Source organism: Pseudomonas sp. GM33 (genome assembly GCF_000282295.1).
GTDB classification, from domain to species: Bacteria; Pseudomonadota; Gammaproteobacteria; order Pseudomonadales; family Pseudomonadaceae; genus Aquipseudomonas; species Aquipseudomonas laurylsulfatiphila.
The window spans coordinates 16,979-30,188 of the sequence record NZ_AKJO01000040.1 but is presented as its reverse complement, the minus strand read 5'-3'; the positions used below and the strand labels follow the sequence as shown (position 1 = coordinate 30,188).

General features: G+C 60.7%; 14 protein-coding genes. 6 read left to right on the top strand and 8 right to left on the bottom strand.

What is annotated here, in order from left to right; translation table 11 throughout:
* The coding region (locus PMI26_RS22585) for a chorismate-binding protein (protein WP_007971946.1) at positions 1-421 on the top strand (421 nt) is incomplete at its 5' end.
* Positions 422-499: 78 nt separating this feature from the next.
* Here PMI26_RS22585 and thrH read toward each other — a convergent pair.
* Positions 500-1,117, bottom strand: a complete 618-nt coding sequence (gene thrH / locus PMI26_RS22590; protein WP_007971944.1) for a bifunctional phosphoserine phosphatase/homoserine phosphotransferase ThrH — start codon at positions 1,115-1,117, stop codon at positions 500-502.
* Positions 1,118-1,290: 173 nt separating this feature from the next.
* Here thrH and PMI26_RS22595 point away from each other — a divergent pair, with 173 nt between their 5' ends.
* The 3 genes from PMI26_RS22595 (at position 1,291) to PMI26_RS22605 (ending at position 4,924) form a co-directional block, all read left to right on the top strand.
* Positions 1,291-2,031, top strand: a complete 741-nt coding sequence (locus PMI26_RS22595) for a phosphoadenylyl-sulfate reductase (protein WP_007971943.1) — start codon at positions 1,291-1,293, stop codon at positions 2,029-2,031.
* Positions 2,032-2,597: 566 nt separating this feature from the next.
* The gene (locus PMI26_RS22600; RefSeq protein WP_007971940.1) at positions 2,598-4,139 is read left to right on the top strand and encodes an NCS1 family nucleobase:cation symporter-1; all 1,542 of its coding nucleotides are present in this window, start codon (positions 2,598-2,600) and stop codon (positions 4,137-4,139) included.
* 56 nt (positions 4,140-4,195) lie between these two features.
* On the top strand, positions 4,196-4,924 hold the full coding sequence (locus PMI26_RS22605) for an aspartate/glutamate racemase family protein (protein ID WP_007971938.1): 729 nt from the start codon (positions 4,196-4,198) through the stop codon (positions 4,922-4,924).
* 97 nt (positions 4,925-5,021) lie between these two features.
* Here PMI26_RS22605 and PMI26_RS22610 read toward each other — a convergent pair whose 3' ends face one another.
* A complete protein-coding gene (locus tag PMI26_RS22610) occupies positions 5,022-5,945 on the bottom strand; it encodes a LysR family transcriptional regulator (RefSeq protein WP_007971936.1) in 924 nt (307 codons plus the stop codon).
* Between the two features lie 124 nt (positions 5,946-6,069).
* Between PMI26_RS22610 and PMI26_RS22615 the strand changes: the two genes are divergently transcribed.
* Positions 6,070-6,816, top strand: a complete 747-nt coding sequence (locus PMI26_RS22615; protein ID WP_007971933.1) for a 3-oxoacyl-ACP reductase family protein — start codon at positions 6,070-6,072, stop codon at positions 6,814-6,816.
* A gap of 140 nt (positions 6,817-6,956) precedes the next feature.
* Here PMI26_RS22615 and PMI26_RS22620 read toward each other — a convergent pair whose 3' ends face one another.
* A complete protein-coding gene (locus tag PMI26_RS22620; RefSeq protein WP_007971930.1) occupies positions 6,957-7,652 on the bottom strand; it encodes an HAD-IA family hydrolase in 696 nt (231 codons plus the stop codon).
* A 247-nt stretch (positions 7,653-7,899) separates the two neighbouring features.
* Here PMI26_RS22620 and PMI26_RS22625 point away from each other — a divergent pair, with 247 nt between their 5' ends.
* On the top strand, positions 7,900-11,121 hold the full coding sequence (locus tag PMI26_RS22625) for an RHS repeat-associated core domain-containing protein (protein WP_007971928.1): 3,222 nt from the start codon (positions 7,900-7,902) through the stop codon (positions 11,119-11,121).
* On the opposite strand, the gene PMI26_RS22630 is transcribed toward PMI26_RS22625, so the two are convergent.
* The 5 genes from PMI26_RS22630 to PMI26_RS22650 all read right to left on the bottom strand — a co-directional run bounded on the left by PMI26_RS22630 (position 11,102) and on the right by PMI26_RS22650 (position 13,081).
* On the bottom strand, positions 11,102-11,326 hold the full coding sequence (locus PMI26_RS22630) for a hypothetical protein (RefSeq protein WP_007971926.1): 225 nt from the start codon (positions 11,324-11,326) through the stop codon (positions 11,102-11,104). The two genes, PMI26_RS22625 and PMI26_RS22630, sit on opposite strands and share 20 nt — an antisense overlap.
* A 107-nt stretch (positions 11,327-11,433) precedes the next feature.
* Complete coding sequence (locus PMI26_RS22635; RefSeq protein WP_007971924.1) at positions 11,434-11,616, bottom strand: hypothetical protein; 183 nt, start codon at positions 11,614-11,616, stop codon at positions 11,434-11,436.
* 16 nt (positions 11,617-11,632) lie between these two features.
* The gene (locus PMI26_RS22640; RefSeq protein WP_007971923.1) at positions 11,633-12,100 is read right to left on the bottom strand and encodes a YMGG-like glycine zipper-containing protein; all 468 of its coding nucleotides are present in this window, start codon (positions 12,098-12,100) and stop codon (positions 11,633-11,635) included.
* A gap of 112 nt (positions 12,101-12,212) precedes the next feature.
* Positions 12,213-12,581, bottom strand: a complete 369-nt coding sequence (locus PMI26_RS22645; protein WP_007971921.1) for a hypothetical protein — start codon at positions 12,579-12,581, stop codon at positions 12,213-12,215.
* 311 nt (positions 12,582-12,892) lie between these two features.
* Positions 12,893-13,081 (bottom strand): hypothetical protein, encoded by a 189-nt coding sequence (locus PMI26_RS22650; protein ID WP_033047548.1) that lies wholly within the window; start codon positions 13,079-13,081, stop codon positions 12,893-12,895.
* Between the last annotated feature and the right edge of the window lie 129 nt (positions 13,082-13,210).

Genomic DNA, 13,210 nt, shown 5'->3' with positions numbered 1-13,210 from the left:
CCGCCCCTGCCGCATCGGCTCGGTCCGGGTGCCGGAGTTGTTCAGCCTGGAAAGTTACCCGAACGTGCATCACCTGGTGAGCAGCGTCACCGGTGAACTGGCGGATGATCGCGACGCTCTGGACCTGATCGCCGGCAGCTTCCCCGGCGGCTCGATCACCGGCGCGCCAAAGATTCGTGCGATGCAGATCATCGACGAACTGGAACCGACCCGACGCGGCTTGTATTGCGGTTCATTGTTGTACCTGGACGTGCGCGGCGAGATGGACAGCTCCATCGCCATTCGCAGTTTGCTGGTCAAGGACGGGCAGGTGTGTTGCTGGGGCGGTGGCGGGATAGTCGCGGATTCCGAGTGGCAGGCCGAATATCAGGAGTCGATCACCAAGGTGAAAATCCTGCTGGAAACGCTGCACAACTTGTAGGAGCTGCCGAAGGCTGCGATCTTTTGATTCTCAAGATCAAAAGATCGCAGCCTTCGGCAGCTCCTACAGGGATCGGGTTTACAGGCTCAAAGGGCGGTTCGAAGCTTTGATGAACTCTTGCTTGAGCTCTTCAAACGTATGCACCGCCGGGAACTGCGGGAATTCACGGATCACGTTATCCGGCGCATGAAATAGAATCCCGGCATCGGCCTCGCCCAGCATCGTGGTGTCGTTGTAGGAATCCCCCGCCGCGATCACCCGGTAGTAAAGGCTCTTGAAGGCCAGGACCGACTGACGCTTTGGATCTTTCTGACGCAGTTGATAGCCCGTGACTCGCCCGCTGTCGTCGGTAATCAGGCGATGGCAGAGCAAGGTCGGGAAGCCCAGTTGGCGCATCAACGGCTGGGAGAACTCATAGAAGGTGTCCGACAGGATCACCACCTGGAAGCGCTCGCGCAGCCAGTCGACGAATTCGATGGCGCCGTCCAGCGGCTTGAGCGTGGCGATCACTTCCTGAATGTCGGAGAGCTTCAGGCCATGCTCGTCGAGAATCCGCAGGCGTTGCTTCATCAGCACGTCGTAGTCGGGAATGTCCCGGGTGGTGGCCCTGAGGGATTCGATCCCGGTTTTTTCGGCGAAGGCGATCCAGATTTCCGGGACCAGCACACCTTCAAGATCCAGACAGGCTATTTCCACAAGACACTCCCATTTGTATTGATTATTGAGTCGAGCGAGCAAAAAGATTGCCGAACTCTAGCGACTCGGGCCTGCCTGCGCAACGCAGAGGATGCCCCGGCCCGCGCAGCTTTTTGTTACCATCGGCCCCATATAGAGCGCCCAGCGCCACCGACCTGTAGGAAGCCGCCCTGATGAGCCCAACGTTCGACGTCGTGGAACTCGCCACGACCTATGCCAACAAATCCGCCCAGGACATCCTGAAACTCGCGTTTGCCGAGTTCGGCGATGACCTGTGGATATCTTTCAGCGGTGCCGAGGACGTGGTGCTGGTGGACATGGCCTGGAAGCTGAACAAGAACGTCAAGGTGTTCAGCCTCGACACCGGCCGCTTGCACCCCGAGACCTACCGCTTCATCGATCAGGTGCGCGAGCACTACAAGATCGACATCGAGCTGGTGTCGCCGGACTACACGAAACTCGAACCCTTCGTGAAGGAAAAAGGCCTGTTCAGTTTCTACAAGGACGGCCATGGCGAATGCTGCGGCATCCGCAAGATCGAACCGCTGCGCCGCAAGCTGTCCGGCGTGAAAGCCTGGGCCACCGGCCAGCGTCGCGACCAGAGCCCCGGCACCCGCAGCGCCGTCGCGGTGATGGAAATCGACACCGCGTTCTCCACCCCGGAACGCACCCTGTACAAGTTCAACCCGCTGGCGCAAATGACCAGCGAAGAGATCTGGGGCTACATCCGCATGCTGGAGTTGCCGTACAACAGCCTGCACGAACGCGGCTTCATCAGCATCGGCTGCGAACCTTGCACCCGCCCGGTACTGCCGAACCAGCATGAGCGTGAAGGTCGCTGGTGGTGGGAAGAAGCGACGCAGAAGGAATGCGGATTGCACGCGGGGAATATCATCAGCAAGTCCAAAGCGTAAACCCACTGTAGGAGCGAGCCTGCTCGCGATGGTCGTCAACGATAACGCGGGGTGCCTGATACCCCGCTGTGTTCTCGGGTTCATCGCGAGCAGGCTCGCTCCTACAGTGTTATCTGCTGCTTCAAAAAACGTGTACACACGATTGTCACCATAGGTGCCATTTTTGTGTGCACTTCTTGTTTCCACGCCCCCAAAAGTTACATTCCTCCCCCCGACGTGCGCCGCCACGCCCTCCTGAATCCCCCCTTCAAAATAAATACCTGTTCAAACGGTCAATTTATATTGTCAATTTTTCAATAACTTGGCGAAAAGCCATAACAAAACGAAATGAACAGCGCCGTTCATAGAACGCTCGGCTGGCATGGATCTGGCTTATGTGCATACATGTTTTGTATACAATAAAATCAAAACATACACACACTTTAGATCCGCAAGCCTGAAGCGCCCTATCCCGTACAGGCTGCAGATGCCCCGTAACCAATGATATTCGCCACCCGCGACGAAGATTTGTCGAGCCAAGGCTCATGCACAGTCATCGCGGCGTCGAGCATCAGGAGCCTGCCGGAATGCGTACTAGTCTCTCCAATAACAATATCGCGCTGGATCTACCCTCCCCTCATTCCACCCACACCGCCGACCATCAGGCGCATCACTCCCCCGTGGTGCTCAGTCCCCGACTGCACAACAAGGACCTCGCACCGACCAAGGCCGAAGGCCGGCGCTGGGGGCGCTACAGCATCTTTGCCTTGTGGACCAATGACGTTCACAACATTGCCAACTACTCCTTTGCCATCGGCCTGTATGCCCTGGGCCTGGGCGGCTGGCAGATCCTGTTGTCCCTGGGGATTGGTGCGGCGCTGGTTTACTTCTTCATGAACCTGTCCGGCTACATGGGACAAAAGACCGGGGTTCCGTTTCCGGTCATCAGCCGGATCAGTTTCGGCATTCACGGGGCGCAGATTCCCGCGTTGATCCGCGCCGTGATCGCCATCGCCTGGTTCGGTATTCAGACGTACCTCGCGTCCGTCGTCTTTCGGGTGCTGTTGACGGCGATCCATCCCGGGTTCGCCGACTACGACCACGACTCGATCCTCGGCCTGTCGACCCTGGGCTGGGTGTGTTTCGTCGCGATCTGGTTCGTGCAACTGGCGATCCTGGCCTATGGCATGGAGATGGTGCGCCGCTACGAGGCGTTTGCCGGTCCGGTGATTCTGCTGACCGTTGCCGCCCTCGCCGGGTGGATGTATTTGCAGGCCAACGCGACCATTGCCTGGTCGATCCGTGAGCCGCTGACCGGTGGTGAGATGTGGCGCAACATCTTTGCCGGTGGCGCATTGTGGCTGGCGATCTACGGCACCCTGATCCTCAATTTCTGCGACTTTGCCCGCTCTTCACCGTGCCGCAAGACCATCAAGGTCGGAAATTTCTGGGGCTTGCCGGTGAATATCCTGGTGTTCGCCAGCATCACGGTCCTGCTGTGCGGCGCGCAGTTCCAGATCAACGGCCGGATCATCGAAAGCCCGACTGAAATCATCGCCTCGATCCCCAACACCTTCTTCCTGGTACTCGGTTGCCTGGCGTTCCTGATCGTCACCGTGGCAGTGAACATCATGGCCAACTTCGTCGCCCCGGCGTTCGTCCTCAGTAACCTGGCGCCGAAGTACCTGACGTTCCGTCGCGCCGGACTGATCAGCGCGACCATCGCCGTGCTGATCCTGCCGTGGAACCTCTATAACAGTCCCTTGGTGATCGTGTACTTCCTGTCCGGTCTCGGTGCCCTGCTCGGCCCGTTGTACGGCGTGATCATGGTCGACTACTGGCTGGTACGAAAAGGCCAGGTCAACGTGCCGCAGTTGTACAGCGAAGCCCCCAACGGCCCTTATTACTACAGCCGCGGGGTCAATTTGCGCGCCGTGGCGGCGTTCATCCCCGCCGCCCTGATCGCCATCGTCCTGGCCCTGGTGCCCGGGTTCCACAGCGTGTCGCCGTTCTCCTGGCTGATTGGTGCCGGCATCGCCGGGATGCTCTACCTGATCATCGCCAAGCGCCAAGCGCACTATGCCGATGTCAGCGGCGAAGCCATCGCGGTCGAAAACGTCAGCCATTAATCCTGTCGTGGCCCGATGTTGTCGGGCCGCAGAACCACCTGCAATAAGGACTCCCCATGCGCATTCTCGTGGTCAACGTCAACACCACCGAATCCATCACCCAGGCCATCGCCCGCTCGGCACAGGCCGTCGCGTCGCCCGGCACGGAAATCGTCGGCCTCACCCCGCACTTCGGCGCCGACTCCATCGAGGGCAACTTCGAAAGCTACTTGGCGGCCATCGCGGTCATGGACCGGGTGATGTCCTACGACCAGCCGTTCGACGCCGTGATCCAGGCCGGCTACGGCGAACACGGCCGTGAAGGCTTGCAGGAATTGCTCAACGTACCGGTGGTGGACATCACCGATGCCGCCGCCAGCACGGCGATGTTTCTCGGTCACGCCTATTCCGTGGTCACCACCCTCGACCGCACCGTGCCGCTGATCGAAGACCGCCTAAAGCTCTCCGGCCTGTGGGACCGTTGCGCCTCGGTACGGGCCAGTGGCCTGGCGGTGCTGGAGCTGGAACACGAACCACAGCGCGCACTGGAAGCCATCGTGCATCAGGCCGAACTGGCGGTGAGCCAGGACAAGGCCGAAGTGATTTGCCTCGGTTGCGGTGGCATGGCCGGGCTGGACGAGCAGATTCGCCGGCGTACCGGGGTACCGGTGGTGGATGGGGTGACGGCGGCGGTGACCATTGCCGAATCGCTGGTGCGGCTGGGGTTGTCGACCTCGAAGGTGCGGACCTATGCGACGCCGCGGCCGAAAAACATCATTGGCTGGCCGGGGCGGTTTGCCCGGTAGACCGCGGTGCCCTTATCGCGAGCAGGCTCGCTCCCACACAAATCCCCTGTGGGAGCGAGCCTGCTCGCGAAGGCCGCCCCTCGGTTTCAAGACTTGCTCAAACCGCACTAAACCTCTGCCCCAACCCCCGCTCGGCAAACTGCTCGATGATGAAATCGACAAACGCCCGGGTCTTGCCGGGCAGCAGTTTGTGTTCGGCGTAATAGATGGAGGTGTAGCCGTCGTCGATATACCAGTCCGGCAACACCCGCTGCAACCTGCCCGTCTCCAGGTAACCCGAGGCGAACGGCATGCTCACCAGAGCAATGCCCAGACCTTGTGCGGCGGCGACGCAGGCGGCCTCGGAATCGCTCATGGTCATCCGTGCCTTGAGCGTCAACGGGCTGTGTTGCTGATTGCGATGGGTCAACTGCCAGGAGCGCACGCGACCGGTTTGTGGCGAGCGGATCAGGATCCCGTCGTGGTGCTTGAGGTCGTCCGGTTCGGTGATTGACGCATGTGTCGCCAGGTAATCCGGCGAAGCCACCAATACCCGATGCGCCGGACTCAGCTTGCGCGCGACTACGCCCTGGGGCAGTTCGAAGCCGCCGCCGATGGCCGCGTCGAACCCCTGCCCGATCAGATCGACCTGGCGGTTGTCGAAGTGCCAGTCCGGGTTGATCGCCGGGAATCGCCGCAGAAACTCGCCGAGCATCGGCACTATGTACAGGCAGCCGAACACCGTCCCCATGCTGACCTTCAATGTACCCGCAGGCTGCCCACCGGCGCTGGCGAGGTTGGCGACGGCATTCTGGATGGTGTGCAGGCTGGTGCTGACTTCGCCGAGAAACAACTGACCGGCCTCGGTCAGCGTCAGGCTGCGCGTGCTGCGCTGAAACAATCTGACGCCCAGGCGCGCCTCAAGCTTGGCAACGCTCTTGCCCACCGCCGCCGGTGTCAGGCTCAAGCGTCGCGCCGCTTCGGCGAAGCTGCCGACCTCGGCGCTGCGCACAAAGCATTCGATACTGCTGAAGGTTTCCATAGGCGCCACTATAAACTTTTGGTTTACACAGACTATCGCAACTATGGTCTACACGACACGTAATCCAGAACTGATACTAGGCTCCATCAACCGGGACATCTCGCCTCGGGACTTGGAGATCGACATGACTACTCAGAACCTCAGCGGCAAAGTGGCATTGATTCAAGGTGGTTCCCGCGGTATCGGTGCAGCCATCGTCAAGCGCCTGGCCGCTGAAGGCGCGACCGTTGCCTTCACTTATGTCAGCTCGACAGCCAAGGCTGAAGAGTTGCAACACAGCATCACCGCCAAGGGCGGCAAGGCCCTGGCCATCAAGGCCGACAGCGCCGACGCCGACGCGATCCGCGGCGCTGTATCCGCCACGGTAGAAGCCTTCGGTCGCCTGGATATCCTGGTCAACAATGCAGGCGTACTGGCCGTCGCACCGCTGGCCGAGTTCAAACTCGAAGACTTTGACCAGACCCTGGCCATCAACGTACGCAGCGTGTTCATCGCCACCCAGGCCGCCGCCCGGCACATGACCGAAGGCGGTCGGATCATCAACATCGGCAGCACCAACGCCGATCGCATGCCCTTTGCCGGTGGCGGCCCGTACGCCATGAGCAAGTCGGCACTGGTCGGGCTGACCAAAGGCCTGGCCCGCGACCTCGGCCCGCAAGGCATCACCATCAATAACGTGCAGCCGGGGCCGGTCGACACCGACATGAACCCGGCCGAGGGTGACTTTGCGGAAAGCCTGATCCCGTTGATGGCCGTGGGTCGGTACGGCAAGGCCGAAGAGATCGCCAGCTTCGTCGCCTACCTCGTCAGCCCGCAAGCCAGCTACATCACCGGGGCCAGCCTGACCATCGATGGTGGCTTCGGCGCCTGATGCATATCTGTCAACTGCAATAACTGTGGGAGCGAGCCTGCTCGCGAAGAGGGAGTATCAGACACGTTGATGTTGTCTGAAACACCGCTTTCGCGAGCAGGCTCGCTCCCACATTTGCCAGAGTCATCCCGTCTTTTCAGCTAGGCCCACTCAAGCACAGGCAAACCAAAGGCGCCCGGCTCGAACGCCGTCAACGTACGAAGAATGCCATCGGCGTGTGCGTACCGGGCGTCGGCCATTGCCGCATCCGGAATCGCAATCGCCGTCATCCCCGCCGCTTTCGCCGCGGTGACACCAAAGGGCGAATCCTCGAACACCAGGCAATCCTCGGGCGCGACGCCCAGACGCCGCGCCGCCGTCAGGAAGATATCCGGTGCCGGTTTGGCTGCCCCCACCTCGGGGTCATCGGCGGTGACGATGAAGTCGAACAAGGTGAACCAGTCGCGGTGCAGGGTGGTTTTCTGGCCGAACGACTGGCTCGATGAACTGGTACCCACGGCAATGGGAATGTGGTTGGCCTTCAGATGCCGTACCAGTTCCTGTGCGCCAGGCATTGCTTGCGCTGTAGGAAAACGCTCGCGCATCAGCGGTTCGCGGATCACCAGAAACTCTTCGGCGGTAATCGGCAGGTCGAGCGCTTCAACCACATAACGCGCCAGATCCCCTGCGCCCCGACCAATGATGTTCTGCTTGATGCTCCAGTCGAACGTGCGGCCGTAACGCGCGGCAATGATGGACGTGACTTCGGTGTAGATGCCCTCGGTGTCCAGCAGCAAGCCGTCCATATCGAAAATCACGGCCTTGATCGAGCCGAATGTTTTGAGCGGTGCATTCATCGCATCTGATCCGTTTTCCAAGGCATCCCGGGCGGCGCAGGTGAGGCCCGCACCCGAATGGATTAAAGGATTCAGCAGCATATCGAGCGCGGCTGTCTCAGAGCAACGATGAAATCCCGATCCACGCCGAATGGCTCTCGTAATTTAGCGATTCGCCCTACATCAAACGCCAACTTTCCCGACTTCTTTCCATGAAGATCCTACGCAGAGTCTCACGTCCTACATTCCGCCAAGCGAAAGTCTGCAGATGTTCGATCCCCAAAAGGTATTGGCATGTCCCGCCAGCGGTCCCCTGACACAGGCGCACAGGTTCGCCGCCTGCATCGATACCCTTGAGCGCTCTGCCCCCCACAACGGCCCGGTGTCGATGGTCACCGGTGAAGTATCGCTGGCACTGACGGACGGCACCCTCGACGGGATCTTGCCGTTCGACTTCACCCGCTTCTATCGCACCCGTGCCGTCGAACTCGACAGCGGGCTCGGTTTCGGCTGGCGGCACTCGCTGTGCCAGCATCTGGAATTCCACGGCGAGCAGGTGCTGTGGATCGACGCCGAAAACCGACGCACGACATTTCCATGGCCGACGACGGCGCGCCCGTTGATCCGTAACAGACTGTCGCGGGCGGCGATTTACCTCGGCGAAGAACCGGGCGAACTGATCCTCGCCCAGGCCGGCGACGTGGCGCGTTTTTTTCATTTCCGCGACGGCCGACTGACCGTGATCAGCGACGCCTACGACAACCGCCTGACGGTGCAGCGGGACGGCCTTGAACGGATTCAGCGCCTGGACAACGGCGCCGATCGTGCCTTGCTGCTGCGTTATGACCTCAAGCACCTGGTGGCCATCGACTATCAGGTGTTTCAGCGCTGCGGGCCCCAGGCGTACACCTGGCGCACCGAACAGACAGTGGCCAGCTACCGCTACGACGCGCGCCAGCGTCTGGTCGAGGTGACCAACGCCGCGGGTGAAAGCGAGCGTTATGACTACGACGAGCAGCACGTGATCCTGCAACGGCAACTGGCGGGCGGCGCGAGTTTCTTCTGGGCGTGGGAACGCTCCGGCAAAACCGCCCGCTGCGTCCATCATTGGGCCTCGTTTGAGCAGATGGAGGCGCGTTACACCTGGGACGATCAAGGCACCGTGACGATCAACAACGCCGACGGCAGCCAGGAGGTTTACGTTCATGACCCAAGCGCGCGACTGGTACGCCAGATCGGGCTGGACGGCGGCGAACGGCACAAGGCCTACGACAATCTGGGCCGGTTGATCTTCGAGCAGGACGCTCTCGGCGCCGTCACCCAATACCATTATGACGAAGCCGGGCGACTGATCACGCTACTTGCGCCGGATACGGCGCCCACGTCCTACAAGTATCACCACGGTTTCCTGCACACCCGCACCCGCGGTCGGGCGACGTGGAGCTACCAGCGCAATGCCCAGGGAGACATCACGGCCGTCACTGATCCCGACGGACAGATCACCCACTATGGCTACGACTCGCTGGGGCGCTTGCTGACGATCCGCTTTCCAGACCAGAGCATTCACCGGTTTGCCTGGAGCGCTCTGGGACAATTGCTGGAAGAAACCTTGCCCGATGGTTCTCAGCGCATGTTTTCCTACGATGCGTTAGGGCGGCGGATGACCGGGCAGGACGAACACGGTGCCATCACCCGTTATGAGTGGGATGCCGTCGGTCGACTGAGCCGGACCACGCTGCCCATGGGGGCCTGCCGTGCCTGGCGCTACAACGCCTACGGCCGGATCACCGCCGAGACCGACGAACTGGGACGGGTAACCCGTTACGAATACGCCGACGACCTGCACTTGATCAGCCGTCGGATCAACCCCGACGGCAGCGCGCTGAAGTACCGCTACGACCATGCGCAATTGTTGCTGACCGAGATCGAAAACGAGGTGGGCGAGACATACCGTCTGGACTACACACCGGGAGGATTGATCCAACAGGAAACCGCCTTCGATGGACGCCGCACCACCTACAGCTACGACCGCAATGGCCAATTGCTGAAGAAGACCGAGTTTGGCGACGACGGTTCGCAGCTGGTCACCGACTATCAGCGTGACAGCGCCGGGCGGTTACGGGTCAAAACCTTGCCTGATGGGGTCAGGGTCGAGTACCACTACGACACGCTCGGGCGACTGGTCAGCGTCAATGACGGTCGGGCCCCTCCCTTGCAGTTCGAATACGACCTTCAGGACCGACTGATCACCGAGCATCAGGGTTGGGGCATTCTGCGTTACGACTACGACGTCTGCGGTCGGCTCAAGTGCCTGCACCTGCCGGACGCCTGTATCCTCGTCTACCACCACGCCAAGGGAGGCGCCCTCACGTCCATCGACCTCAACGGCACACCCCTGACCCGCCATCGTTTTGTCGGCGGGCGCGAACAGCAGCGCCAACAAGGCCTTCTGCTCAGCGATTACGCCTACGACGGGCAAGGCCGTTTGCAGGCCCATGTCATCAACCAGAAACAACGAACGTTGTACTGCCGGAAGTATGCCTACAGCGCCAAGGGCAATCTCTTGAAGGTTACCGACAGCCGCCACGGTTCACGCCACTATCAATACGATGCACTCGACCGCCTGACCGGCGTACGTCACCCCCGCGACCAGTGCGCAGAGCACTTCACCCACGACCCGGCCGGCAACCTGTTGATCCACGGGCGTCCCGGCCCATGTGTTTATCAGGACAACCGCCTGCAGCGCAGTGGCAGTGGCAATGACGGCAGCTACTACGACTACGACGCCTTCGGCAATCTGATCCGCGAACGCCGCGGCCTGCCGCCCCAGGTCACCGAATACGCCTACGACAGCCAGCATCGCCTGATCGGCGTCAGTTCCCCGGACGGTAAAAGTGTCAGCTATTGCTACGACGCTTTCGGCCGGCGCATCCAGAAAACGGTTGATGGCTACACCACGCAATACTTCTGGCAAGACGACCGGCTGGTAGCTGAAAGCGGCACCCGGCACTACCGCAGCTACCTCTACGAACGCAGTGAGCCCGGCGAACCCGGTAGCTTCCGCCCGCTGGCGCTGCTCGACGGCAAAGGCCGGGCACACACCTGCCCGTACTACTATCAACTCGACCACCTCGGCACCCCGCAGGAACTGACCGGGCACGGCGGTGCGATCGTCTGGTCGGCCCAATACACCGCCCACGGCAAACTCCGCGAGTCGAGCGGCGAAGGGCTCGAACAACCTTTACGGTTTCAGGGGCAATACTTCGATACTGAGAGTGGACTGCACTACAACCGGCATCGCTATTACCATCCGGATTTCGGCCGCTTCCTGACGCCGGATCCGCTCAGGTCGGGCGGTGGGTTGAACCCATATCGGTACACCCGCAACCCGATGGGGTGGGTGGATCCGCTGGGATCGGGCGACCCCCTCGGCTCGATTCGCTCAGGAAGCATTCGAGCGCCGGATGTCCTCACCGCCGCGTCGAAGTAGCCGGGTCTCCCGAGCCATCGATATCTGCATCGCGCCGATCGTGCGGTTCTGCCTCGACACTTTCGTCGCTCTCGTCGCTCGGCACTTGCTCAACGCCGGCATCGTCGTCCGGCGGTCGTTGGTCGCGGCTCAAGGAATCGGTAGGTGACGGCAGCGGGTACTCCGGCGTTTCATCATCGTCGACGGTCTTTGGATCAGTGTTCATATCGCACCTCTCATCTGGCCTCAAGCGCAGGTCATGACATATCGAGGGCTGCGCGATGGACGCGTTCGACCCGGTAGACGATCGGTTGATTCGGCATCCGGCCTGAATCAGTCTTCGTCCTCTTCCTCAACATCAAACTCGATATTCCCCACATCGCCTGCGTCATCAGCATCGTTAAGCGGCACCGTCGCATCATCCATCAGCGATCCCGGATCTTCATTGCCGGGATCGTTGATGGATGGCTGGCCACTTGGGTCTTTGTCTTCCGTGCCTTCGGATTCCAGAGTCATGGTGTGCCTCACTCAATCAGTGATGCTTTTTGTGGTGCTTGTTCGAGTGTTTATGTCCGCCACCGGAATGGGAATGGCCACTGTCATCCCCCAGATCATTGCCGATCGCACCGCCGGCTGCACCGCCAAGACCGGCACCGATGGCCGATCCGGTCGAACCGCCAAGACTGTTGCCGAGCACCGATCCGCCCGCCGCGCCCAAACCACCGCCTACCGCCGCTTCGGTGCGATTGTGCTTGGGCGCGGCAACAGCACTGCCGGCCGCCCCGCCGACACCCGCACCAATCGCTGCGCCAGTACTGCCACCCACCTGGCCACCGACCACGTTGCCCAGCACCCCACCAAGACCACCGCCCACCGCAGCATCTCCATTACCGCCTGCCAGCGCCACCTGGGAGAGCAGCAATCCAAAAACAATCGCTGGCAACATCAATCGTCGAGTCATCAAGCTTGCGTTCTGTTTGCCGTCGGTTTTGGGGTTCATGGCACGCCTCGCATTCTTCAGGGGTATGGAAGATTTGAGCCGCTGCGGCGGAAATCGTTCATATATGAAAAAGCCCGGCATCAAGCCGGGCTTTTTCACATCTGGATCAGCATCAGTGACGCTTGTGACCGTTGGCCAGGTTGCTGCCTACGCCGCCGCCCAAGGCACCGCCCAGGCCTGCGCCGATGGTGGCACCGGAATTGCCACCCAGGCTTTTACCGATCACCGAACCACCGGCTGCGCCGACACCGCCGCCGATGGCAGCGCTGGTGCGATGACCTTTCTTGGCGGCAACTGCGCTGCCCGCCGCGCCAGCAACGCCCGCACCGATCACTGCGCCAGTGCTGCCGCCCATCTTCTGGCCGACCACGTTACCCAATGCGCCGCCCAAGCCACCACCCAGCGCGGCAGTACCGTCACCGGCCATTGCACCTTGAGCAACCAGAAGCCCCAGAACCAGAGCAGGCAGTGTTAAACGCATGACAAAAACCTCAAAAAATAGGGGTACACACAAAGGAGGCGAGATTGAATGCTTTTGCGCGGATAGAGTCCAGCACGCCGGTCCAACTTCGCGATTGGCGACGGTTGGACAGCAATTTTGGAAAAGGTTTTACGACGGGCAAAAAAAAGCCCGCTGGGGAAACGGGCCAGGTGTTGCTTTCTAACGGATGACTCGAGACTACGGAGGTTGTTGTGAAAAGTTTGTGAAAGATCGCCACTTTAAAAAATTAGTCATGAAAACCTTTCAGACATGAAAAACTCCGCTCAATGACGGGGTCTGCCTGCGTTCGCCTACTTCCTGACCGGTGCTGTCACCTTGGGCAGGAACTTGCCCTTCAGGACCCGGCACGCCCTGGTCTTGATCTTGTCGACCTCTGTCTGGTCCTCGCCGAAACTGGCCACATACTGGGTCTGGCCACACTGCACGCAATTGTTGATCGGAAACTCTGCGCCATCGTCCTCGATATACGGATCAGCCATCTCTTCACCCCTTTCAACGAGCGGGATCGACACCGGCAAGCCCTTTGCCTGAAAAATATCGACCGCCAAGGATTTTCAGACTAGCCGGTCACTAATGGACTTTCCGTTCGAATTTCCATGTGACCGACG

What these genes read in the sequence shown, in the direction of transcription:
- PMI26_RS22635 (WP_007971924.1), bottom strand. Translation starts at nt 11,616, where the DNA reads ATGACTCTGGAATCCGAAGGCACGGAAGACAAAGACCCAAGTGGCCAG.
- PMI26_RS22610 (WP_007971936.1), bottom strand. Translation starts at nt 5,945, where the DNA reads ATGGAAACCTTCAGCAGTATCGAATGCTTTGTGCGCAGCGCCGAGGTC.
- PMI26_RS22630 (WP_007971926.1), bottom strand. Translation starts at nt 11,326, where the DNA reads ATGAACACTGATCCAAAGACCGTCGACGATGATGAAACGCCGGAGTAC.
- PMI26_RS22645 (WP_007971921.1), bottom strand. Translation starts at nt 12,581, where the DNA reads ATGCGTTTAACACTGCCTGCTCTGGTTCTGGGGCTTCTGGTTGCTCAA.
- PMI26_RS22640 (WP_007971923.1), bottom strand. Translation starts at nt 12,100, where the DNA reads ATGAACCCCAAAACCGACGGCAAACAGAACGCAAGCTTGATGACTCGA.
- PMI26_RS22615 (WP_007971933.1), top strand. Translation starts at nt 6,070, where the DNA reads ATGACTACTCAGAACCTCAGCGGCAAAGTGGCATTGATTCAAGGTGGT.
- PMI26_RS22600 (WP_007971940.1), top strand. Translation starts at nt 2,598, where the DNA reads ATGCGTACTAGTCTCTCCAATAACAATATCGCGCTGGATCTACCCTCC.
- PMI26_RS22650 (WP_033047548.1), bottom strand. Translation starts at nt 13,081, where the DNA reads ATGGCTGATCCGTATATCGAGGACGATGGCGCAGAGTTTCCGATCAAC.
- PMI26_RS22595 (WP_007971943.1), top strand. Translation starts at nt 1,291, where the DNA reads ATGAGCCCAACGTTCGACGTCGTGGAACTCGCCACGACCTATGCCAAC.
- PMI26_RS22605 (WP_007971938.1), top strand. Translation starts at nt 4,196, where the DNA reads ATGCGCATTCTCGTGGTCAACGTCAACACCACCGAATCCATCACCCAG.
- PMI26_RS22620 (WP_007971930.1), bottom strand. Translation starts at nt 7,652, where the DNA reads ATGAATGCACCGCTCAAAACATTCGGCTCGATCAAGGCCGTGATTTTC.
- PMI26_RS22625 (WP_007971928.1), top strand. Translation starts at nt 7,900, where the DNA reads ATGTTCGATCCCCAAAAGGTATTGGCATGTCCCGCCAGCGGTCCCCTG.